Raw genomic sequence first — 19,733 nt, forward strand, 5'->3', positions numbered from 1 at the left:
TGCCTCCTGGTCAAACAGGGTCCAGCCGTGCTGGTTACGTCGGGTCATACCGATCAAGCGCACCCGCGAAGTTATGAGGCCCCCACGTGGGGCCTCACCTGTTTCTGGTGCATGGTTTCCAATTAAGAGCGGTTGAGGTTCGGATCGCGGATCGACTCGCCCCTCAGTATTTTTGCCGCCATCACACGAAACCGCACGATGTTCCGCCGATTGCGTGGGCTCCCCACCCTTCCCTTGCTGACGTCGCGTACATAGGCGCTCTCGATCACCACCCGCAACGCGCTCGCTCCCGCCCGACGCAGGCGGAAAAACACTTCGTATTCGACCGGCTCACCGCGATGCGTGACGTCTTCAATCACGAGCCAGTTCGAATGACCCGTGAAGTAACAACGCCGCTCCCCTAACTGCGACACGATCGCGGGCAGACGAAACGACCAGTGATACCTGTCGAAGCAAAATGCGCGAGCGATATGCCGATGGTCGAGAATTTTGCGCTCATCGCCCCACTCCGCCCCCTACAGCTTGATCCCCGCCGGATCCGCCGTCAGATACCCCACTGTCGCGCCGAAGCGATCCTTATAGTTCGCCCGCACGAGCGGATCGAGCGTCGATTGGACCTTGTCGTGCAACGGACTTTCCCAATCGCCGACATGCTGGAAGTTGCTCATCACGTAAGTCCAGCCGTTGATTTCGTCGACCGCATGCAGGCCCGTCGATTCCGCACCCGCGGGGCAGGACAACACTCGCGCGAGCGTCTTCGTATCGACGTTGTAGGCCCACAGAAAGTTGTTGACGTGCATGCCGCTGTCTTCGCCGATAAAGAGCGTGCGCAGTTTCTCCGAAAACTTCAGGTTGTCCGGATTCGCGATGCGATCCGGGTTCGCCGTATTGCCAAGCGTATCGGCGGTAGACAGATCCTCGCCGACCAGCGCCGCGGGCGCGGCCATGTCCACCGGCACCCAGTCGCTGTCGATCGCGCCGCCGCTGCGGTCGCGCTGGCCGCCCTTCATGCTCAGCGCGTAAACCGCGCCTGCGTTGATCGCCTTGTCGACGGCGACATCGGTCGACGCCGCATGACCGCGCACCATCGATTTCTCGATGCGTGACATCGCCGAATACAGCACCTTGTCCTTGATATTGACCGTCGTGCCTTCGAGCTTCGTGAAACCCATGCTGCCGCCGGCCAAAGCCGCGTAGCGATGCGTCTCGAGGAAGGTCGCCGCGCGGGTCATGCCCGGCTTGATGCGCACCCAGTTGAACGTGCCGTTGTAGTTGATCTTCGTATAGCTCGAATCAGCCGGGTCTTTGGTCGCGACGTCCAGGATGTCACTCGCACTCAGCTGGTTGGCGAGCGCCTCGATTTCGACGCTGGTCGCATGGCCCAGATTGATCCAGGAGAGCGTCGCCGCGCCCGCGCCGCTCGCCGACACCTGCGTCCACTTCGCAACATACAGCGTGCCCGCCGACAGATCGGCCTCGCGATCGGCAATGAACATGAAGAGGCCGCCGTTGGTCGCGTCGTCGCCCATCAGCACGGTGCGCTTGTCCGGCATCACCTGAATCAGTTCGTGCGAGATGCGGCCAAGGCAGTAGTGCTTTTTGATCGTGCCGGTGCCGTCGGGATTGACGGTCACTTCCGGCAAATGACCATAGTGATAGGGCCTGGCAGTCGTTTCGTCACCGTAGAGGCTGCGGCTGAAGCCCTTGAACTGACTGTTGGTGGCGATCGTCGTGGCGTCCGGCTCGTACTCTTCGCTCGACAGATGCGTGTTCCACGGCGACAGGCTCGCGCCGCAGGTGATCCACAAGCCGTGTGCCTTCGATGTATCGACGTTGTGATAGCCCGCCAGCGTGAGCTTGCCGGTCGCAGGGTCCTGATCGAGCGTCAGCACGGCGATCGGCGACGGCAACTGGCCGTACATCGACACAAGACTCTGATCGCGGGTGGCGTATTCGAACTGCACGACGGCGAATACCGTATTGCCCTTGAGGCCCTTCACCGTGGGCTTGTCGAGACGGATCAGCGAACTGCCGTCCGGACAGTCCGAATAGAACTGGCGTTCTTTACCGGCTACCGACTTATCGATAATCGGCTGATTGTTGATGTCGAAATAGCCACCGGCCAGGATCGTCCCGCCCTTGATGTTCGGGACGCTATCGCCGGTGACAAAGAATGGCTGGTAGGCAAGCTTGAACGTGCGGCGGCTGCCGTCGCTCAGTTGCACCGAGAGAGTCGAGCCGACGGTGGTTGTCGCCATCGCGGCGGGATTTGCCAGCGTCGGCGCGGCCATGCCGTTGAATGCCGCCGAGACAAACCTGGCCGCAGGTTTGACCGGGACCGCCAGGTCGTCGCCCCCGCCTCCGCACGCGGTGAGCATCGACGCCGTCGCGAGGCCGCCCAATGGCAGCATCGGCGCACCGGCAAGTAGTTTCAGGGCCTTGCGGCGGGAAAGGTCGAACGGCTCTGCCATGTTGTCGTGATCCAGGGTTTGGGTGGCGTGGGGTGGTTGCACAGCCGGCACGTACTCAGACCCAAAACCGCATGGTTCACGCTCGCGCCGCTATGACGCGAGGATTCTATGTAGCGAATGTGAAATTATATTGACAGTATTTAGTAATGTTAGATTCAGCGATTCGTTGACTGAACCCCACCGCCGCCGATCTAGCCCGGACGACGGAATTCGTTTTCGACCCACGCAGCGGCGCTCGCCTTGCTCAGCTTGAAGTTCGGCGCGACCTGCACTTGCGCGAGCTGTTCGCCGAATGTGTCGAGTGCGGTCAGCAGCGCGTACGGTTCGTCTTCGTCGGGAACGATGTCGAGCGTGATGTCGAGTTCGCCATTGCCGTCCGCGCTAGCCACGCGTACTTCTTTATGCAACTGGGCGCGCAGTTGCTGCTCATGGCGGCGCAGCACTTCAGACGCGGTTTTCACCAGCGTGTTGAACGCCGACGTGTCGAGCGGCTTCGGATCCTTCTTGTTGCGGCCCATCGTCCACGGGCCGACGAGCGCCGGTTCCGCTTCGCCGTCCTTGATCATTTCGACGGCCCAGCCATCATCGTCTTCGTTCTTGATGACGCGCGCGGTCCAGCCGTCGTCACGCCACAGACGCGCTTCGCGCAGGGTTTCGGGCTGGCCTTCGTGCAGGTCCTCGTTCATTCCGGACGCGCCCTCCCTCGTGGAATCAGCAGCGGTGTCGGACGATGGAAGGGGGCTATCGATCATTACAGGTTTACTCACGTTCGCGGGGGCGGAAGCACATCTCAAGCATGCGATTCTACCCGTCCCGCTCGCGCCGAATACGGCCCCCTGACGAACGGACAAGCCGGGCTTGCCCCTCGCCAATCGAAATGGTGCATTTCGCTATTCGCAGGAACTTATAAATCGATTATAAAAAAGTCGAAAAGAACGCAGCCCGGAAGCCGCGTATAAAAAGATGAAAAAGACACCCTTGGTCAAAGGGTGAAGCGAATTGTAGAACCGTAATTCGCCGGGATAGAGAACAGGAATTGGAAGAGTGCGTTGCAGAAAACAGAATGAATCGGAGATTGCCCGACGACGCCCGCCAATCCTTGCAAAGAAAGGCCCAGCGGGGACGTCGCGACCGAGCAACACCGCACTGATTGACAAGCCCTTGCGACAGTCATTACCCAAACAGATTTTTTCTTTATTTACCCGCACTTACACAATTTCCAATCCGCTATTACGAATTAGAAAATGCATTGTTGCGCCGTATGCGCTTAAAGATATGAATAGCAGGAATACACTTCGCAGCGGATCGTCAGACAGCCAGATGAATGGGCTGTAAGCACTGGAATGCGATTCTCTTTGCACTGTCCCGGAGTTATCTAAACATGAAAAAAACCCTCATCGCAGCAGGCCTCATGGGCGCGTTCGCCATCACCGCCCACGCACAAAGCAGCGTCACGCTGTACGGCACGCTGGACGCCGGTCTCGTCTACTCGAACAACCAGGGCGGCCACAGCAACTGGCAACAAGGTAGCGGTTCGGTGTCGAACACCTACTTCGGCCTGCGTGGCAGCGAAGACCTTGGCGGCGGTCTGCATGCCATCTTCACGTTGGAAAACGGCTTCAACCTGAACAACGGCCAGGACTCGGAAAACGGCACGATGTTCAATCGTCAGGCGTTCGTCGGTCTGAAGAGCGATCAGTACGGCGCGCTGACGCTCGGCCGTCAATATGACTCCGTGGTCGATTACCTGGCGCCGTTGTCCGAAGCGGGCGCGGGCTACGGCAACAACCTCGCCGCCCACCCGTTCGACAACGACAATCTGGACAACTCGTTCTCGATCAAGAACGCCGTGAAGTACACGAGCGCGAACTACGCCGGACTCAAATTCGGCGGCCTGTACGGCTTCAGCAATTCGTCAGGCCAGTTCTCGAACAACCGCGCATGGAGCGCCGGTGCTTCGTACGACAACGGCCCGTTGAGCGTTGCCGCGGCTTACCTGCAACTGAACAAGTCGGGCAGCTCAAACCTGGGCGGCGCGGTTTCGCAAGGCGACGGCACCGCCGCCGTTGCAGCGAATCTGCAACGCACATTCGGTGCGGGCATCAACTACACGTATGGTCCGGCAACGGCCGGTTTCGTGTACACGCATACGCAGCTGGACGGCATCACGGGCGTGGACGTCGGCGGTGTCACGCTGCCTGGCGTGGCGGGCACGAACCTGCATCTGGACAACTACGAGTTGAACGGCAAATACGCACTGACGCCGGCCCTGAGCCTCGCGGCTTCGTACACGTTCACCGACGGCAAGATGTCGGGGTCGAACGGTTCGGGCGATCCGAAGTGGCACACGGTGTCGTTGCAAGGCGACTACTCGCTGAGCAAGCGTACCGACGTGTACGTGGAAGGCGTGTACCAGCACGCGTCGGGCGAACTCGGCAACTTCGGTGCGAACGTGGCGTCGATCAACACACTGGCGCCGTCGTCGACCGGCAACCAGGTTGCAGCGGCTGTCGGCCTGCGTCACCGCTTCTAAATTCTTCTGACGGCAAGCGCAGCGCGGTGTACCGGTCCGCTCTGCAACCGAACCCGCGCGTGACACAATCACGCGCGGTTTTTTTCATGGGCCTTACGTTCTTACGTTTCGACGTAGCGATGGTGACGCCGCAAGCGCGCGATGGGTATACTGAGGCCGGCTGCCTTCCTCACCGCAACCTCGTTGCGATTGAACGGCAGCTTCGTCGCGAAGCATAACGTTGCGTTCAATCGCGTCGCGCTTCGCCCGCGCCCCAAGTTCCCGTGTATGACCGGGGACGCCGACGATCGGACCATGAAAAGACTTCTCCTGCTTGCTCCTGCTGCTGCCGTCACCGCTTTTCTCGCTGCCTGCGGTTCTTCCAGCGGCCCCGCCCGCGATGCGTCCCAGCCGATGATCTACGTGTCTTCGCCGCGCACCCCTGCGGATATCTCCGATTGCCTCCAAAGCAAACTGTCACGCGTGCGGATGTCGCGCGTAGGGGCCGCGACTGAGATCGCCGTCGGCTCGGATTCGAACAACTCCTATTTCGTCACGCTGACGCCGTCCAACGCCGGCTCCGTCATCAAGGTAATGCATCCCGCGAATGCGCCGGACGATCCACCGGAACCGGAAATGCGCTTCGATATTGCGCGCTGCGCGACCTGATTTCCTGATCGCTCGGCTGCGTTGTTGGAGGCCACGCCGATGCGCGAATTTTTATGTCGCGTGTCGGCTATTTTTTTATCTGCTCATCTGCGAACATAGCCGCCCCTTGGCTTTTTTTGCGGCGCGCTGCGTTGTGAGTTTCGATGGCATCCAATAAAGCACATCATGCGACTGGGTTTGCGGCCGGTGTTATCGCGGCGGCAGTGGTCGCTCGCATCGGCGGCGGCGGTTCGTTTCATATCGGCGTGCTGTTGAGTTTCATCGCCGGGGTGGCGGGAAGTACGGCGCCGGATTGGCTGGAGGTGGCGTGGTGGTCACGCGCGCGAAGATTGTGGATTACGCATCGCACGTTGACACATTGGGGCGTGGGGTGGCTCGCTTTGCTCGCGGGTTCTTATCATTGGCTTGGGCATTCTGTTTATGCTGCGCCGGTGTTTGGGTTTGCTTGTGGTGGGTTGATGCATTTGCTGGCCGATTGGCCGAATCCTTTGGGGGTGCCATGGGTTGCCGGGCGGCATTCTCTCAACCTTTGGAATAGTGGGCACTGTGATTTGATTGTTGTTGGGGCTTCCTGGGTCGCTGCCTGGTTTGTGGGGGCGCAGGTCTGGTTGCACGGGGTGCATGGGGTTTCGGTTTTGCGGTTTTTGAGGATGGGGTAGGGGTTTGTTTTTTTGCCTGCGCGGTGCCTGTTTGTCTGTGTTCTTATGGCGTTGGCCCTTCCTTGTTTTGTTATTGGTTTATTGGCGTCGCCCCTGTGCGGGGCGGCACTTACTTTCTTTGTCGCCGCAAAGAAAGATAAGCAAAGAAAGCGGCTTTACATCGCTAATTCTTAAGCGGGTCCTTCGCGCAGTTACGGTAGTGGTGCATCTGGAATCTGTGTCCTCGCGCATTTGACCTTGGTGACAAGGCCGTCATACTTCCCGCCTCGCACTGCGTGCTCGCCGGAACGGAGCATCGGGAAGACCAGTGGCTTTGCTCGGGACTCGTGTATGCCGTCGGCTTCTGTTCGAAGGCCGTCACGCTCTCTGCGCGCCGAAGGGCTTCGTACCCTCTTCGCTGGTTATCGGCGCGTCGCAAACGCGTAGTTGGCCGGGGTGATCCCCAGCAATCGTACGAACGCTCGGGTCATATGGCTCTGGTCGGCAAAGCCCGCTGCAATCGCCGCGTCTGCCAGCGGCGCGCCACGCGCGATAAACTGCCTCGCAAGTGCTACCCGGCGCTGCATCCTGTACGCATGCGGCGGTAACCCCATCTCGTGGGCGAAGCCCCGCAACAACTGGAAGCGGCTCATGCCGGTTTCGACTGCGAGATCGGTTAGCGTGAGCGGTGACGACGGATCGTCATCAATGCGGGCCCTCGCTCGCGCAATTGGACCCAGTGGCCGATCCATCCGCGAACTGGCGTGCGTGGTCGCGTGAGTTCGAACCAGGTACCCAAGCAGCTCGAGCAGCGCCTCCTCTCGCACCAGATCGTCCGGCACGGTTTGCGCTTCCACCGATACCGCGAACATGCGCTCGAATAGCACCTTCAGCAACGGATCATGTACCACCGGTTGCGTCAGTTCAATCTCAGGTGCGGTCACACCATTCAACTCGATGGCGATATCGGTCAGCATCGACGGCTCGAAATACAACATGCGCCATGCACGTCCGCGCTCGTCGAGCGGGCTGCCGTCGTGTACTTCCCCTGGGTTCACCATGATCGCGTCTCTCGCCCGCGCTTCCACCACGCCGCGCCCACTCGAAGAGCGATGCCCGCCTGCAACGATCACGCCGACGCCGAAGCGGTCGTGCGAATGGCGCGGAAACGAATGCGCGGTTTCAGCCACCGTCGCTTCGACGCCGACAATCGCGCAACGAGGCATGTGGACGCGGACGCGCGACATGGTTCGCATCTCAGAAGTTAAGGAGCGTTGCGTGCAGCGCAACAGCCGCGAACGCGCGCGAGAGCACGCTCATCAACCACGTCCCTCGTCCGTGCGCTCACCCTCGCGGATCTTGCCCTGCGATACGCTGCTGCCCGGCGGCACGCTATGCGTCAGCCACACATTGCCGCCGATCACCGAGCCGCGGCCGATGGTGACGCGGCCGAGAATCGTCGCACCGGCATAAATCACGACGTCGTCTTCAACGATCGGATGGCGCGCGTTGCCCTTGACCAACGTGCCGTCAAGGTCCGCAGCGAAGCTCTTCGCGCCGAGCGTCACAGCCTGATAGACGCGCACGCGCTCGCCGATGACCGCGGTCTCGCCGATCACGACGCCCGTGCCGTGGTCGATAAAGAAGCTCGGGCCAATGGTCGCGCCCGGGTGAATGTCAATGCCGGTCGCCGAGTGCGCGATCTCGTTGATGAAGCGCGCGAGCAATGGCACGCCGAGGCGATGCAAAGCGTGCGCAAGACGATGGTGCGTCATTGCCCACACGCCCGGATAACACAGCAGAATTTCCGTGATGTGCTGCGCCGCCGGATCGCCTGTGAAAGCGGCCTGAATATCGCTGACCAGCAACGCGCGAATAGCGGGCAACTGCGTGCCGAATTCGCGCGCGATGCCGAACGCGCGCTCCTTCAGATCCGCATCAGGCGTTTCGCCGAACTCGGGCAGAAAGCGCAAGGCGCGGCGAATCTGTTCGGCGAGCAATCGCAACGTGCTTTCGAGCGTGTGGCCGACGTAGTAGTCGACCGTTTCGTCGGTGAGATCGGGGGCGCCGTAGTGCGTGGGAAACAGCGCCGCGCGTAAGCCGGTGACAATGTTAATTACCGCTTCGCGCGATGGCAGCTCGCGAATGCCAAGCGGATGTCGCGTGCGGTGCAATTCTTCACGCGACGCGCGCAAGTCCGCAACGATCTGTTCGAGGCCCCAGTTGTGGGAAGGCACGTTAGGCATAAATGGACAGCGCCATGCGACAGGCACGGTTCAGAGTGATTATGCCAAGAGATTACCGCGTTTTGCCGCGGCTCGCGCAGCTGCCCGGTATGCCGGCCCGCGCATGGCGGATGCGCGTCAGATGGTCACGCTGCTCGCATCGATCCAGCGCACCGCCCAGTCGCGTGCGTGCGCGATGGCCGTGGCTTCGTCAGGAAAACGCAAGTCGGTGGGGAAAAAACGGTTGGCGACCAGTTCGCCGTCGCTCGAGCGGGAGATAACCACATAAGGTTGCCAAGTGCCATCGCACGCGCGCGCCGGCGCGCAATTCAGCAAGTAGCCGCGATGTGTGAATGCAGCATCGAAGTGCATGTGTCACCCGCCCTGACGGCCCCGTAAGATGTTTTGAGTAGTGCGCGTTTGTTCGTTGTCGGCCATGTCAAAACTGCCGGACGCATGTCGTCAATTTAACCGCGCTTCGCTCGTCGGAGTAAGATCATACTCTGTAGAAAATGGGCGTCCATTAAAAAAAACGAAAAAAATCCCGGACGCAATCGCGAGGCGAAATGCCTGCATATGTGACTGTGCATAACCGCGAGGGCAACTGTCACGCAAGCGCAGTACAACTCGCGCGCATAAAGATGTTGTGCCCGCGTTGTGTCAGAAGGAACGGGTTTTGCTGCACTTCAACCATGTCCTCTTCAACGGAGAACGCATGATGAACAGCGATATCAACAAGCCAGCAGACGCTGGCAAGCAGCCGGACACCACCGGCCCGATCACAACGGAATTGCACAACGACCGCACCCACGACAGCACGGTCGACACCGACGGCAAAAATCTCGAGGCCGCCCGTATCGCCGGTCACAGCCCGATCTCGCCCGACGAGATCACGACGAGCAACGCGAGCCTCGGCAACAGCGTGCCGGAGGCGCACGACGGCATGGCCGGCTTCGACAGCCGGGTGGGCGGTAATCATCTGCTGCTGGCGCTCGAGCCGGGCTATACGGTCATCGACAAAGGCATGGTCGCGCCACAGGGCGTCGATTCAGCGGACGATCCGTTCGACGACCCGCGCCCGCTCCGCAATCGGCGCGAACGCGGCCGCATTCACTACGCCCTTAATCATCTGCGGCCTACTCGCGTGATCGAATTACTACGGACGAAGTAACTATTCGCAGCGCGCGCATTCGTTTGAATTACGCCGCTCGCGCCGAATAATCAGTCCATTTCAAAGTGCGCGCCGTTTGAATGACGGCGCGCATTTCGCCACCGATTAGAAACTCAGGGTTGCAGGACCTGCAAGCCGAACAGGCTTTTTCCGCTGGCCGAACGCCGACACAATCGACCGCATCCAATACCAGACGGAGCAACAGATGAAAAAGATCGTCGTGATAGGCGCAACCGGAACGGTCGGCCAAGACGTGAGCAAGGCCTTGAAAGCACGCCATGAAGTGATCGAGGTGGGCGCCACGCGCGGTCAGTATCGTGTCGACAGCACCGACCCGGCCAGCATCGAACGCCTCTTTGGCGAGATCGGCAAGGTCGACGGCATCGTCACCACCACCGGCAAGGTGCATTTCGGCCCGCTGCCGGAGATGAGCGTCGAGCAGTTCTGGGTCGGCCTGCGCGACAAGCTGATGGGTCAGATCAACGTGGTGCTGTGCGCCCAGCGATACGTGAACGACGGCGGTTCGTTCACGCTGACGAGCGGCGTCGTCGGCGACGAACCGATTCGCGAAGGCGCGAATGCAACCACGGTCAATCTGGCCCTGGAAGGTTTCGTGCGCGGCGCCGCGATCGAATTGCCGCGCGGCATTCGCATCAACGTGGTGAGCCCAACGGTATTGACCGAAGCGCTCGACGCTTTTGGGCCCTATTTCCGCGGCTTCGAGCCGGTGAGCGCGGAACGTACCGCGCAGGCCTATCTGCGCAGCGTGGAAGGCGCGCAGACAGGCCGTGTGTATCGCGTGGGGTATTAAAAAAGGTCGCGACAATAAGGTTGCGCGATGCGGTCCAGCCGCATCGCGTCCCCCTCCCTTGCGTGTGGCCACTCTAAGGCAGCTTCACGATTCTCTCGACGGTCCTCAGAAAACTCGGTGACTCTCCGGCGCGCAAGTTGCCTCAATGCTTCTGCTCCTTCACGCGCGACACGATCTGCGTCGGGCTCACGAATTGCAGTGCGATCAGCACCCAGATCAGCGTGATCGCCATGTAGATCATCGCCATCGCGTCGATCGATTGCGGCGCGCGCACGCCGGTCGAAAATACGGCGTAGTACAAGGCGACCACGAGCGTTTGCGTCGCGGGCCCTGCTGTAAAAAATGTCAGTTCGAACATGCCGATGGTGCGCACCAGCACCAGTAACCCGGCCGCCAACATGCCGGGCACCAGCAAGGGCAGCAACACATAGCGGAAATAGCGAAACGTGTTCGCGCCGAAGATGCGCGCCGCTGCTTCGAGATTGGGATCGATCTGTTCGATAAACGGCGTCATCACCAGGATCACGAACGGCAACGCCGGCACGAGATTCGCAAGAATCACGCCGCCGAGCGTACCGGCAAGGCCGACCTTGTACATCACGGTCGCCATCGGAATGCCGTATGTCACGGGCGGCACCATCAGGGGCAACAGGAAAATCAGCATCGCCATGCGCTTGCCGCGAAACTGCACGCGGGCGAGCGCATACGCCGCGGGCACGCCGAGCACGATCGACAATACCACCACCGCGCCGACCACTTCGATGGTGACCCACAACACGCTGGCCAACTGGAAATCGCTCCACGCCTGCGCATACCAATGCAGCGTAAAGCCTTGTGGCAACAAGGTGCCGAACCAGCGCGTCGCCGTCGAATTCACGGCGACGGTCGCAATCAGCAACACCACATTGACGAGAAAAAACACCATCGCGGCCCACACCAGCACGTGCCAGATGCGGCCCGGCACACTGGCGCGCTGCTTCACGCGCTTGCTGGGTTGCTGGGCGCCGTCGTTGTTTTCGTTCGATGCGGACCACGAAGGATGCGCCGTGTGGCGATCGCTAGCCATCAGCCTTTGCCTCCCGTCACCGGACCGCTGTAGAAGAAGCGGCGCGCGCCCAACATGGCGGCAACCACCAGCAGTTGCACGAAGCCCATCACCATCGCGATCGCCGAGGCGAGCGAATAATCGTAGCTTTCGAACGCGGCTTCGGCCGCTGCAATCGACATCACGCGCGTCGGGCCTGCGGGCGCGCCGAGCAGCACCGCGGATGGAAATACCGAGAACGCCTGCACGAACGACAGACACGCGGCCATCGTCAGACCGGGCACCAGCAGCGGCAAATAGATGCGGCGAAACTGCTGCCACGGGCTCGCGCCGAGCGTGGCGGCAGCACTTGCAAGCGTCGGATCGATGCCGGTCACATAGGACAGCGTCAGCAGAAACGCAAACGGAAAACCCGACACGATCAGCGAAATCAGCACGCCCCAGAAGTTATGCGTCAGACGCACTTCATCGGTGTAGAGATGCAGGCCTTGCAATGCCTGTGGAAACCAGCCGTTCGGGCCGAAATACGTGAGCATGCCGTCAGCGATCAGCACGGTGCCAAGCGTGACGGGAATCACGAGCAGCGTCGTGATGAGTTTCTGGTAGGGCGAATTGCGGCGCAGCGCGAACGCCACTGGAACCGACACGCCCACGTTGATCAGCGTCGCCGGCACGGCGAGCTTGAGGGTGACGAGAATAGTCGGCCACATCGACCTGTCGGTGAAGAACATCAGATAGTTGGCCCACAGGCCGCCGCCATTCATCGGCTGAAACGACAGCACTAAACCATACGCAAACGGATAGATGAACAACGCCACAATGAAGATCAACGCCGGCGCGACCAGCCACGCTTTGGCGTCGCGCGGCGCAAAAGCGGCGGGTGGCGGCGACAGCGTGGGCGTATTCATACCGCCTCTGCGTCGTAGACAAGCGTGCGCGATGGCGGCACGCGCAGGCTGATGCGCTCGCCCTCTTCGAATTCGCCACCGATGCGTGCCCACAAGTCGCCGAACGCGGTCTTCACCCGCAGCAGTGAATCGTGGCCGCCGTATTCGACTGTTGTCACCAGGGCGTCGAAGGCGTTTTCCGTGCCAGGCGCCGCGCGCTCCATATCCTCTGGACGCAGCGCGACGCTCACGCGTTTGCTGTTGAAACCGGCCATCGGCGTGCCGATCAGGCGCACGCCGTTCGCGCTCACCGCGACGCCGTCGCCTTGCGTGCCTTCGAGCGTGAATTCGGCTACGTTTCGATAGCCCATGAACCGCGCGACGTGCAAATTCTGCGGCCGCGTGTAGACCTCTTTCGGCGTGCCGACCTGCTGCACGACACCTTCTTTCATCACGACGATGCGATCGGCCATGGAAAGCGCTTCGTCCTGATCGTGCGTCACGTAGAGCGTCGCCCGTTCGAGCTGGCTATGAATGCGGCGAATTTCGGCACGCATTTCAATGCGCAATTTCGTATCAAGATTCGACAGCGGTTCGTCCATCAGAATCAGCGGCGGTTCGATCACGATCGCCCGTGCTATCGCCACGCGCTGCTGCTGACCGCCGGAAAGCTGTCCGGGCAGCTTGCGTTCATGCCCAACCAGTTGCACGAGCTGCAACGCTTCACGCGCCCGGCGCATCGCCTCGCTCTTACCGACACCACGCATCTTCAAGCCGAAGCCGACGTTGTCGAGCACACTCATGTGCGGAAACAGCGCGTAGTTCTGGAACACCATGCCGAAACCGCGTTTTTCCGGCGGCAGCACGTCGATGCGTTTGTCGTCGAGCCAGATGCCGCCACCGCTCAATGGCTGCAAGCCAGCGATGCAATTGAGCGCCGTCGATTTGCCGCAACCCGAAGGTCCCAGCAACGCAATGAACTCGCCACGCTGGATATTCAGATCGAGACCTTGCAGCGCCGCAACCGCCTGGCCTTCCGCATTCGTGAAACTGCGGCTCACCGAATCGAGCCGCAACTGTTCAAAGTGATGCTTCATGGCGGTTTCCTGATACACGTGGCGCGCGGACCTCGAAGGCCCTATCGAACGGATGCGCGTGATGCTTCGTAGTGGCTTTCTGCGTGCATGACACACGAATCCCGGCGGGCCGGCCGCACGAGCGGGTGCCGGGACTCATTCGACGATTACTTGGTCTTCTGCGCCCCCACGTCGCTGTCCCACTTCTTGAAAGCCGCAACCATCGCGGTCGCACTCAGCGGCAAGACATGCGGACGCTCGGCCAGCAGCTTCGCGTACTCCGGGCGCCCATACTTCTTCAGCACGTCCTGGCTGTGAGCGGGCGCCTGCTCGATGCTTACGCCCTTGATCGCGGGACCGGGATAGAAATAACCGTCGTCATAGGTCATGGCCTGTTGCGCCGGCTCGAGCATGAAGTTCATCAGCTTGTAGAGCACGTCGAGCTTTTCCTTCGGCACGCCCCTCGGAATCACCATGTAGTGCGCGTCGTTCACCCACGTCATGTTGTCGAACGCCTGCACGCGGAATTCCGCCGGCACGATGCCGAGCGCGCGCGGATTGATGTCCCAGCCCGTCACAGTCACGGTCATATCACGCGTGCCCTCGCCGAGTTCTTTCATGACCGCCGACGTGCCGCCAGGATAGTAAGGAATGCAATCGTTCAGTTGCTTGAGGAAGGCCCACGTCTTGTCCCAGCCGTGAATCGGATCTTGCGGATCTTTATCGCCGAGCACGTAAGGCAAACCCATCAGGAATGTGCGGCCCGGACCGGAGTTCGCTGGCCGCGCGTAGATCAGCTTGTCTGGATGCGCCTTGCACCATTGGAGAAGTTGCTCGGGCGTTTTCGGCGGATTGCTGACTTTGGCGGGGTTGTATTCGAGCAGCGGACCCGCCGGCATATAAGCGACTTCAAGACCGAAGCCTTGTGCGAGGTCCTGCATCTTGCGCGGACCAGGTGCGTATTTGTCGAGCACACCGGGGAACGCCGCCGCATTGTCCGGCAACAGCTTCATCCAGAGATTCTGTTCGATGCCCGCGGCCAGCGCGTCGGTGCCGGTCAGGACGAGATCGATATCGGAGCGGCCCGCGGCTTGCATCGCCTTGATCTTGCCGGGCAACTGCGGGGCGGGTGCGTTGGTGAACGTGAGATTGGCGACGAGATTGGGATACTTCGCCTTGAAGGCCTCGAAACCCTTCTGTGTGAGTTGAAGATCGCCGGCCACGTCGACGATATTGAGCGTTACGGGATCCGCCGCGTGCGCCGCGGATGAACATGCGGCGCTTGCCACGAGACATACGGACACCAGCCTGCGCGCCAACCTGCCTGAAACAGTCATTGCGTCTCCTCGCTTCTTGGTATGGAAGTCCGCCGGTCAGATGCGCTGCTGGCGGTGTCTCTCAACCAATGCAACATAGCGAAGCGGAACTGCCGATGTCAAGCAAATACTCGCCACGGCGCGTTGCCCAGCAAATGGGTCGATGCGGCTGACAATCCTTGTGGTGCAATGATTTGCGCGCGTTATCCGAGGGCAAACCCGGATCCGGCAAGCGGATGCAGCAATGCGTTGTCAGGCAACCTGTGCGAACGCTGCATGGTCAGCCCGTGCGCACTCAGCCGCCCTGAACACCCTGCGCATTCACATACAGCGAATACAACCCGTGGCTTGCCGCCATGAACAAGCGGTTGCGATGGCGGCCGCCGAAGCACACGTTCGCGCAGCGCTCCGGCAATGCGATATGGCCGATCGGCTCGCCTTGCGGTGTGAAGACGCGCACGCCGTCGAGTTCGTCGGTGCCCATACCCCAGCCGCACCAGAGATTGCCGTGCGTATCGACGCGAAAGCCGTCCGGCGTGCCCGGGCCGGCGTCGATCAGCACGCGGTTATTCGACAGCGCGACGCCATCGCTGTTGACGTCGAATGCACGAATCTTGCGCGGTACGCCACGCGATTCGACGATGTACAGCACCGACTCGTCCGGTGAAAACGCGAGGCCGTTCGGGCCCAGCACGTCGTCGGCGACCATCGTCACCTCGCCGGATTGGCCGTCGATGCGGTACACGCACGCGGGCAGTTCCGGCTCCTGCCGTTCGCCCTCATAAAAGCTGTCGATACCGAAGGTCGGATCGCTGAACCAGATCGACCCATCCGACTTCACGACCACATCATTCGGCGAATTGAAGCGCTTGCCGCGATAACGGTCGGCGAGCACGGTAATCGAACCGTCATACTCGGTGCGCGTGACGCGCCGCGTCAGATGTTCGCAGCTAACGAGGCGGCCCTGGCGGTCGCGCGTATGGCCGTTCGCATTGTTCGACGACTGGCGAAACGTGCTCACCGCACCGCTGGTTTCGTCCCAGCGCAGGATGCGGTCGTTAGGAATGTCGCTCCACAGCAGATAGCGGCCGTCACCGAACCAGACCGGCCCTTCCGACCAGCGCGCGCCCTGATACAGACACTCGACGGAAGCGGACGCGAGGATCAGCGACTTGAAACGCGGATCGAGCGTGCGAATGGAGGGGTCGGGATAACGTCGGCTGGTGTCGGTCATGCGCATGTTTTGAGTGATGAAAGTGGAGGGGAAAAGCAGGCCAAAACGCGTTGCGTCCTGCATGCCGGTGCGTGGCGTGCGAACGGCGGCACGGCCTTCATCGACGCGACAAACTCGCTATCGGGAATCGGTGACGCTTTCATGACGCCTCAGACGCACGGGGACTGGGAATTCACGTTAGCATCGGGCTCGCAGCGTTGTCAAACAACTGAGTCGCCAGTGACACCAGGCAACCTGGCCTCGAAAGCGATACAAAGAAGGCGAAGTCGGCAAAGTATGCTGCGGCCTTTTGTATGGCAATAGCGCGCGGTTGGCGGGCGTTCGTGAATGGCGAAGGGGCTAAAACGGAATGGCCAATCAGATCATTAAAGTCACTTCGCCCGGAATTTCGACACGTCCGCTCATTCAGAGTGGTTTGACAATAATGTGCCAAACAAAAGCATCAAAACCGCTACCACGAGAAAATTACCCACTTTATCGACCCGTGAATGTTAATCAGGTCAAAGAAATCCGATATAAAGAGCAATTCGTTCGCTTCTTTGCAGAACCAGCGCTGGGTCGTTGCTTTAGAAATCACCCTCGGCTTGCGAAATAATTTTTAGTGATAGATTGTGAAGATAAAAAAAGCCGGGCGGATCTCCGTACCGCAATTAACCGCAACGGGATGTTTGCGAGTCTACGAGAGCTAAATTGTCGCTACATTTTATCGAGGAGATGGCGCCGCTGCTGAACGCCGCAGATGAAGCGGAATGGTTCGGTGCGATCGCGGGCCTGGCCGACACGTGGGGCTTCGACAGGCTTTTGATCGCCATGCTGCCACGCCCGACTATTCGCCTTGAAGATGCCTACGTGCGGAGCACCTACGCGCCGGCATGGCGGCGCACTTACGACGAGCAGGGGCTCGTGCATATCGACCCGACTGTTTCGCATTGCGCGACGCGCGCTACGCCGCTGATCTGGTCGCCCGACATTTTTACAACCGCACCGCAGCAATCCATGTACGAGGAAGCCCGTGCGCACGGCCTGCGCGCCGGTGTGACGCTGCCGATTCATGGGCCGAACCAGGAAGCCGGCATGATGTGCTTCGTCAACGACAACAACCCGACCGAAGCATTCTGGCGCCATGTCAATGTTGCACTGCCGAATCTGGTCTTATTGCGCGATCTGGTAATCGATACCAGCCAGCGCCATTTGAATACGCACACTCAAACTTTATTGCCCAAACTCACACCGCGCGAACGCGAGTGCCTGAAATGGACCGCGCGCGGCAAATCCACCTGGGAAATCTCCCATATCCTGAGCTGCTCGGAAGCTGTCGTGAACTTCCACATGAAGAACATCAGGACGAAATTCGGTGTGAATTCGCGGCGCGCGGCGGCCGTGATCGCCGCGCAGTTGGGGCTTATTGACCCGGGTTGAGAAAGGCGGCGGCGTCGCGGCTGTACAGCACCCGCTCGGCCCGGCCCAGATCGGCATCGGAAACGGTTTTGGTGAAATAGAGGCCCAGCAGGATCGACACCGGCGCCGGAATCTCGGCACCCGATTCAAACCGGCTGCCACGCGACTGCGTCACGCCAAAGCGTGCCCAGAAGCGGCGCTGGCTTTCTTTCTTCTTCTTGCGATAGGCAATGATCAGAACACGATCCACCGCCGATGACGGCTCTGCCGGGCGGATTTGGACCGAGGGTTGCGCTTGCCAGTGGTTTTCGAGAAGTTCCATTTTTGTGTCCCGTCGGTTGAGGGCTGAAGCTTGTCTCGAATTCTGCGTTATCCGATAAGCATGCACACCTATCCAGGTAGGTAGGTGGCGGAAAGATTCAAAATGCATAAGTTTTCTTGCGTATTGGGTAACCCAACACGTTCAGGAGAACGTCATGCAAACAGCGATCCGGATTGGAATGCGGCAGGAATTTGACAACGCAGACATCAACGAGATGTACCGCCTGAGGGCGCGGGTGTTTCACGGGCGGCTCGGATGGGACATCCCGACCATCGCGGGCATGGAGATCGACGGCTATGACGCCCTCGGGCCGCACTACATGCTGATTCAGGGCGACGACCGGCACGTCCGGGGCTGTTGGCGCCTGATGCCGACGGAGGGGCCGAACATGCTGAAGGACACCTTCCCGCAATTGCTGCATGGCGCGGACGCACCGGTCGGGCGGCATATCTGGGAGCTAAGCCGGTTCGCGATCGAAACCGGCGGCGAGGAGCAGTCGTTCGGCTTTGCCGACCTGACGATGCAGGCGATTCACGAACTCGTGACGTTCGCCGACCGGATGGGCATCACGCGTTACGTCACGGTGACCACCACGCCGATCGAACGGCTGCTGCGCAAGACCGGGATCGACATTAGCCGGCTCGGGTCGCCTCTGCAGATCGGCGTGGAACGTGCAGTGGCGCTGGATATCGCAGTCAGTCCGAAGACCCGCACCGCCCTGTTCGGGCCGATGGCCGCCGCCGCCTGACGCCTGACGCCTGACGCTTGGAAGCGAGATTGGGGCCGGGCCGTAGTTGCGTTTGCCCGGTTGCCCGGTCGCCGGTCGCCGGTTGCCTGATCGCAGGTTGCCTGATCGCCGGTTGCCTGATCGCAGGGTGCCTGATCGCAGGGTGCCCGGTCGCAGGGTGCCTGATCGCAGGGTGCCCGGTCGCTCGGTCGCCCCAGCGCCCGAGCGATTGCCTGGTCGCGACGAACCGGCTGCTGCGGACGGGTTGCGGTTGCCGGGTTGCCGCGGACTGGCAGCGCTTACCTGATAGTTGCGGCCCGACGGAGGACCCGCGAGGAAGATCAGGAACCGAACATCCGCTCGAGCGCATTCTCGAGATGCGCGCGCATCGCCCTCCCTGCAGCGGGGCCGTCCTTACGGCGAATCGCCTCGAGCACAGCCAGATGTTCGGCCTGCACGAGCCGTTGCCGCTCCACCGTCTTCACGAGCGACAGATTGCGCGACAGGTTCATGCTGAACAGAATCTGTTCTTCGATGAACGACATGACCGTGATGAAAAACGGGTTCTTCGAGGCGCGCGCCACCGCCAGGTGAAACATGAAATCGTCCTGTGCGCCAATGCCGTGGGTTTCGATGATGCGTTCCAACTGATCCCACGCGTGCTGGATCGCGGTGATGTCGTCGGCGTCGGCCTTGAGCGCCGCCTGCTCCGCCGCGCCTGCTTCAGTGACGATGCGAAATTCATAACAGCGACGGATGTCGGACAACGTCTCGAGCGGTGCGAACCGGCGCACATCCGGGTCCGGCCGTCGCGCGACCGTAGTGCCCGAGCCGTGCCGCGTCATGATGATGCCGTCCGCCCGCAAGCGCGCCAGGGCCTCACGCACCGTCGGCCGCGACGTCGCAAAACGTTCGGCGAGCGCATGCTCGGTAGGCAGCCGCTCGCCTTCCTTGTACTCGCCTTCAAGAATGCGATTGAGGATGTCGCCGTAGATCTTCTCGGGCAGGCCTGTTGTTTTGCGCTCGTTCATCAGCGGTGCTGAAGCAGCTTGTCTGGGTAGGTTTTTATTGTAAGGCAAACCTGACCCTATCTTGGTTTGATATATGCACTTTGGCTTAACAGGAATACCGCAAACACTTGCTGTACGGCGCCTCTCGTGTAAAGCACCGCCATCACAAAATTTGACAAGTGTTTGATTTACATCCTGACCGGATGCAGCTTTTTCAGCGA

General features: G+C 60.6%; 20 protein-coding genes. 7 read left to right on the plus strand and 13 right to left on the minus strand.

Annotation, left to right across the window (positions count from 1 at the left end; genetic code table 11):
• Nucleotides 1-122: 122 nt before the first annotated feature.
• The 3 genes from PQQ52_RS34635 to PQQ52_RS31695 all read right to left on the minus strand — a co-directional run bounded on the left by PQQ52_RS34635 (nt 123) and on the right by PQQ52_RS31695 (nt 3,223).
• Entirely contained in the window at nt 123-488 is a 366-nt protein-coding gene (locus tag PQQ52_RS34635) for a YjaZ family protein (RefSeq protein ID WP_494478226.1), read from the minus strand.
• Between the two features lie 27 nt (nt 489-515).
• The gene (locus PQQ52_RS31690) at nt 516-2,471 is read right to left on the minus strand and encodes a PhoX family protein (protein WP_408220489.1); all 1,956 of its coding nucleotides are present in this window, start codon (nt 2,469-2,471) and stop codon (nt 516-518) included.
• A gap of 191 nt (nt 2,472-2,662) precedes the next feature.
• On the minus strand, nt 2,663-3,223 hold the full coding sequence (locus PQQ52_RS31695; protein ID WP_408220491.1) for a hypothetical protein: 561 nt from the start codon (nt 3,221-3,223) through the stop codon (nt 2,663-2,665).
• Between the two features lie 629 nt (nt 3,224-3,852).
• Between PQQ52_RS31695 and PQQ52_RS31700 the strand changes: the two genes are divergently transcribed.
• From PQQ52_RS31700 to PQQ52_RS31710, 3 genes are all read left to right on the plus strand, one after another.
• Nucleotides 3,853-5,004: a porin gene (locus PQQ52_RS31700; protein ID WP_408220493.1), complete on the plus strand. Its 1,152-nt coding sequence runs from the start codon at nt 3,853-3,855 to the stop codon at nt 5,002-5,004.
• A 141-nt stretch (nt 5,005-5,145) separates the two neighbouring features.
• Nucleotides 5,146-5,652, plus strand: coding sequence for a hypothetical protein (locus PQQ52_RS31705; protein ID WP_408220495.1), 507 nt, complete (start codon nt 5,146-5,148; stop codon nt 5,650-5,652).
• Between the two features lie 143 nt (nt 5,653-5,795).
• Nucleotides 5,796-6,311, plus strand: a complete 516-nt coding sequence (locus tag PQQ52_RS31710; RefSeq protein ID WP_408220497.1) for a metal-dependent hydrolase — start codon at nt 5,796-5,798, stop codon at nt 6,309-6,311.
• A 401-nt stretch (nt 6,312-6,712) separates the two neighbouring features.
• Here PQQ52_RS31710 and PQQ52_RS31715 read toward each other — a convergent pair whose 3' ends face one another.
• The 3 genes from PQQ52_RS31715 to PQQ52_RS31725 all read right to left on the minus strand — a co-directional run bounded on the left by PQQ52_RS31715 (nt 6,713) and on the right by PQQ52_RS31725 (nt 8,887).
• Nucleotides 6,713-7,537, minus strand: a complete 825-nt coding sequence (locus tag PQQ52_RS31715; RefSeq protein WP_408220499.1) for an AraC family transcriptional regulator — start codon at nt 7,535-7,537, stop codon at nt 6,713-6,715.
• 72 nt (nt 7,538-7,609) lie between these two features.
• Nucleotides 7,610-8,536 (minus strand): serine O-acetyltransferase EpsC, encoded by a 927-nt coding sequence (epsC, locus tag PQQ52_RS31720; RefSeq protein WP_408220501.1) that lies wholly within the window; start codon nt 8,534-8,536, stop codon nt 7,610-7,612.
• 117 nt (nt 8,537-8,653) lie between these two features.
• Complete coding sequence (locus PQQ52_RS31725) at nt 8,654-8,887, minus strand: hypothetical protein (RefSeq protein ID WP_154559118.1); 234 nt, start codon at nt 8,885-8,887, stop codon at nt 8,654-8,656.
• Nucleotides 8,888-9,233: 346 nt separating this feature from the next.
• On the opposite strand from PQQ52_RS31725, the gene PQQ52_RS31730 reads away from it, so the two are divergent.
• Both PQQ52_RS31730 and PQQ52_RS31735 read left to right on the plus strand, forming a co-directional pair.
• Nucleotides 9,234-9,686 (plus strand): DUF3005 domain-containing protein, encoded by a 453-nt coding sequence (locus PQQ52_RS31730; protein WP_408220541.1) that lies wholly within the window; start codon nt 9,234-9,236, stop codon nt 9,684-9,686.
• 205 nt (nt 9,687-9,891) lie between these two features.
• Complete coding sequence (locus PQQ52_RS31735) at nt 9,892-10,497, plus strand: short chain dehydrogenase (protein WP_408220503.1); 606 nt, start codon at nt 9,892-9,894, stop codon at nt 10,495-10,497.
• A gap of 142 nt (nt 10,498-10,639) precedes the next feature.
• Here PQQ52_RS31735 and PQQ52_RS31740 read toward each other — a convergent pair whose 3' ends face one another.
• The 5 genes from PQQ52_RS31740 to PQQ52_RS31760 form a co-directional block, all read right to left on the minus strand.
• Complete coding sequence (locus PQQ52_RS31740; protein WP_408220505.1) at nt 10,640-11,563, minus strand: ABC transporter permease; 924 nt, start codon at nt 11,561-11,563, stop codon at nt 10,640-10,642.
• Nucleotides 11,563-12,450, minus strand: coding sequence for an ABC transporter permease (locus PQQ52_RS31745; protein ID WP_408220507.1), 888 nt, complete (start codon nt 12,448-12,450; stop codon nt 11,563-11,565). The genes PQQ52_RS31740 and PQQ52_RS31745 overlap by 1 nt, the downstream gene beginning before the upstream one ends.
• Nucleotides 12,447-13,526, minus strand: a complete 1,080-nt coding sequence (locus PQQ52_RS31750; protein ID WP_408220509.1) for an ABC transporter ATP-binding protein — start codon at nt 13,524-13,526, stop codon at nt 12,447-12,449. The genes PQQ52_RS31745 and PQQ52_RS31750 overlap by 4 nt, the downstream gene beginning before the upstream one ends.
• Nucleotides 13,527-13,672: 146 nt before the next feature.
• Nucleotides 13,673-14,842 carry an extracellular solute-binding protein gene (locus PQQ52_RS31755; protein WP_408220511.1) on the minus strand — a complete coding sequence of 390 codons (1,170 nt, stop codon included), beginning with the start codon at nt 14,840-14,842 and terminating at the stop codon, nt 13,673-13,675.
• 274 nt (nt 14,843-15,116) lie between these two features.
• The gene (locus PQQ52_RS31760; RefSeq protein ID WP_408220513.1) at nt 15,117-16,055 is read right to left on the minus strand and encodes an SMP-30/gluconolactonase/LRE family protein; all 939 of its coding nucleotides are present in this window, start codon (nt 16,053-16,055) and stop codon (nt 15,117-15,119) included.
• A gap of 714 nt (nt 16,056-16,769) precedes the next feature.
• On the opposite strand from PQQ52_RS31760, the gene PQQ52_RS31765 reads away from it, so the two are divergent.
• Nucleotides 16,770-17,474: a helix-turn-helix transcriptional regulator gene (locus PQQ52_RS31765; RefSeq protein ID WP_408220543.1), complete on the plus strand. Its 705-nt coding sequence runs from the start codon at nt 16,770-16,772 to the stop codon at nt 17,472-17,474.
• Here PQQ52_RS31765 and PQQ52_RS31770 read toward each other — a convergent pair.
• Nucleotides 17,458-17,775, minus strand: coding sequence for a helix-turn-helix domain-containing protein (locus PQQ52_RS31770; RefSeq protein WP_408220515.1), 318 nt, complete (start codon nt 17,773-17,775; stop codon nt 17,458-17,460). The two genes, PQQ52_RS31765 and PQQ52_RS31770, sit on opposite strands and share 17 nt — an antisense overlap.
• Before the next feature lie 154 nt (nt 17,776-17,929).
• Between PQQ52_RS31770 and PQQ52_RS31775 the strand changes: the two genes are divergently transcribed.
• Nucleotides 17,930-18,523: an acyl-homoserine-lactone synthase gene (locus tag PQQ52_RS31775; protein ID WP_408220517.1), complete on the plus strand. Its 594-nt coding sequence runs from the start codon at nt 17,930-17,932 to the stop codon at nt 18,521-18,523.
• Nucleotides 18,524-18,843: 320 nt separating this feature from the next.
• Here PQQ52_RS31775 and PQQ52_RS31780 read toward each other — a convergent pair whose 3' ends face one another.
• On the minus strand, nt 18,844-19,533 hold the full coding sequence (locus tag PQQ52_RS31780) for a FadR/GntR family transcriptional regulator (protein ID WP_408220518.1): 690 nt from the start codon (nt 19,531-19,533) through the stop codon (nt 18,844-18,846).
• Between the last annotated feature and the right edge of the window lie 200 nt (nt 19,534-19,733).

Source organism: Paraburkholderia sediminicola (assembly GCF_046030555.1).
In the GTDB taxonomy this organism is placed as follows: Bacteria; Pseudomonadota; Gammaproteobacteria; order Burkholderiales; family Burkholderiaceae; genus Paraburkholderia; species Paraburkholderia sediminicola_E.

What these genes read in the sequence shown, in the direction of transcription:
- PQQ52_RS31765 (WP_408220543.1), top strand. Translation starts at nt 16,770, where the DNA reads ATGGCGCCGCTGCTGAACGCCGCAGATGAAGCGGAATGGTTCGGTGCG.
- PQQ52_RS31715 (WP_408220499.1), bottom strand. Translation starts at nt 7,537, where the DNA reads ATGTCGCGCGTCCGCGTCCACATGCCTCGTTGCGCGATTGTCGGCGTC.
- epsC (WP_408220501.1), bottom strand. Translation starts at nt 8,536, where the DNA reads ATGCCTAACGTGCCTTCCCACAACTGGGGCCTCGAACAGATCGTTGCG.
- PQQ52_RS31750 (WP_408220509.1), bottom strand. Translation starts at nt 13,526, where the DNA reads ATGAAGCATCACTTTGAACAGTTGCGGCTCGATTCGGTGAGCCGCAGT.
- PQQ52_RS31690 (WP_408220489.1), bottom strand. Translation starts at nt 2,471, where the DNA reads ATGGCAGAGCCGTTCGACCTTTCCCGCCGCAAGGCCCTGAAACTACTT.
- PQQ52_RS31760 (WP_408220513.1), bottom strand. Translation starts at nt 16,055, where the DNA reads ATGACCGACACCAGCCGACGTTATCCCGACCCCTCCATTCGCACGCTC.
- PQQ52_RS31700 (WP_408220493.1), top strand. Translation starts at nt 3,853, where the DNA reads ATGAAAAAAACCCTCATCGCAGCAGGCCTCATGGGCGCGTTCGCCATC.
- PQQ52_RS31710 (WP_408220497.1), top strand. Translation starts at nt 5,796, where the DNA reads ATGGCATCCAATAAAGCACATCATGCGACTGGGTTTGCGGCCGGTGTT.
- PQQ52_RS31725 (WP_154559118.1), bottom strand. Translation starts at nt 8,887, where the DNA reads ATGCACTTCGATGCTGCATTCACACATCGCGGCTACTTGCTGAATTGC.
- PQQ52_RS31705 (WP_408220495.1), top strand. Translation starts at nt 5,146, where the DNA reads ATGGGTATACTGAGGCCGGCTGCCTTCCTCACCGCAACCTCGTTGCGA.
- PQQ52_RS31730 (WP_408220541.1), top strand. Translation starts at nt 9,234, where the DNA reads ATGAACAGCGATATCAACAAGCCAGCAGACGCTGGCAAGCAGCCGGAC.
- PQQ52_RS31775 (WP_408220517.1), top strand. Translation starts at nt 17,930, where the DNA reads ATGCAAACAGCGATCCGGATTGGAATGCGGCAGGAATTTGACAACGCA.
- PQQ52_RS31740 (WP_408220505.1), bottom strand. Translation starts at nt 11,563, where the DNA reads ATGGCTAGCGATCGCCACACGGCGCATCCTTCGTGGTCCGCATCGAAC.
- PQQ52_RS31745 (WP_408220507.1), bottom strand. Translation starts at nt 12,450, where the DNA reads ATGAATACGCCCACGCTGTCGCCGCCACCCGCCGCTTTTGCGCCGCGC.
- PQQ52_RS31780 (WP_408220518.1), bottom strand. Translation starts at nt 19,533, where the DNA reads ATGAACGAGCGCAAAACAACAGGCCTGCCCGAGAAGATCTACGGCGAC.
- PQQ52_RS31695 (WP_408220491.1), bottom strand. Translation starts at nt 3,223, where the DNA reads ATGATCGATAGCCCCCTTCCATCGTCCGACACCGCTGCTGATTCCACG.
- PQQ52_RS31735 (WP_408220503.1), top strand. Translation starts at nt 9,892, where the DNA reads ATGAAAAAGATCGTCGTGATAGGCGCAACCGGAACGGTCGGCCAAGAC.
- PQQ52_RS31755 (WP_408220511.1), bottom strand. Translation starts at nt 14,842, where the DNA reads ATGACTGTTTCAGGCAGGTTGGCGCGCAGGCTGGTGTCCGTATGTCTC.
- PQQ52_RS31770 (WP_408220515.1), bottom strand. Translation starts at nt 17,775, where the DNA reads ATGGAACTTCTCGAAAACCACTGGCAAGCGCAACCCTCGGTCCAAATC.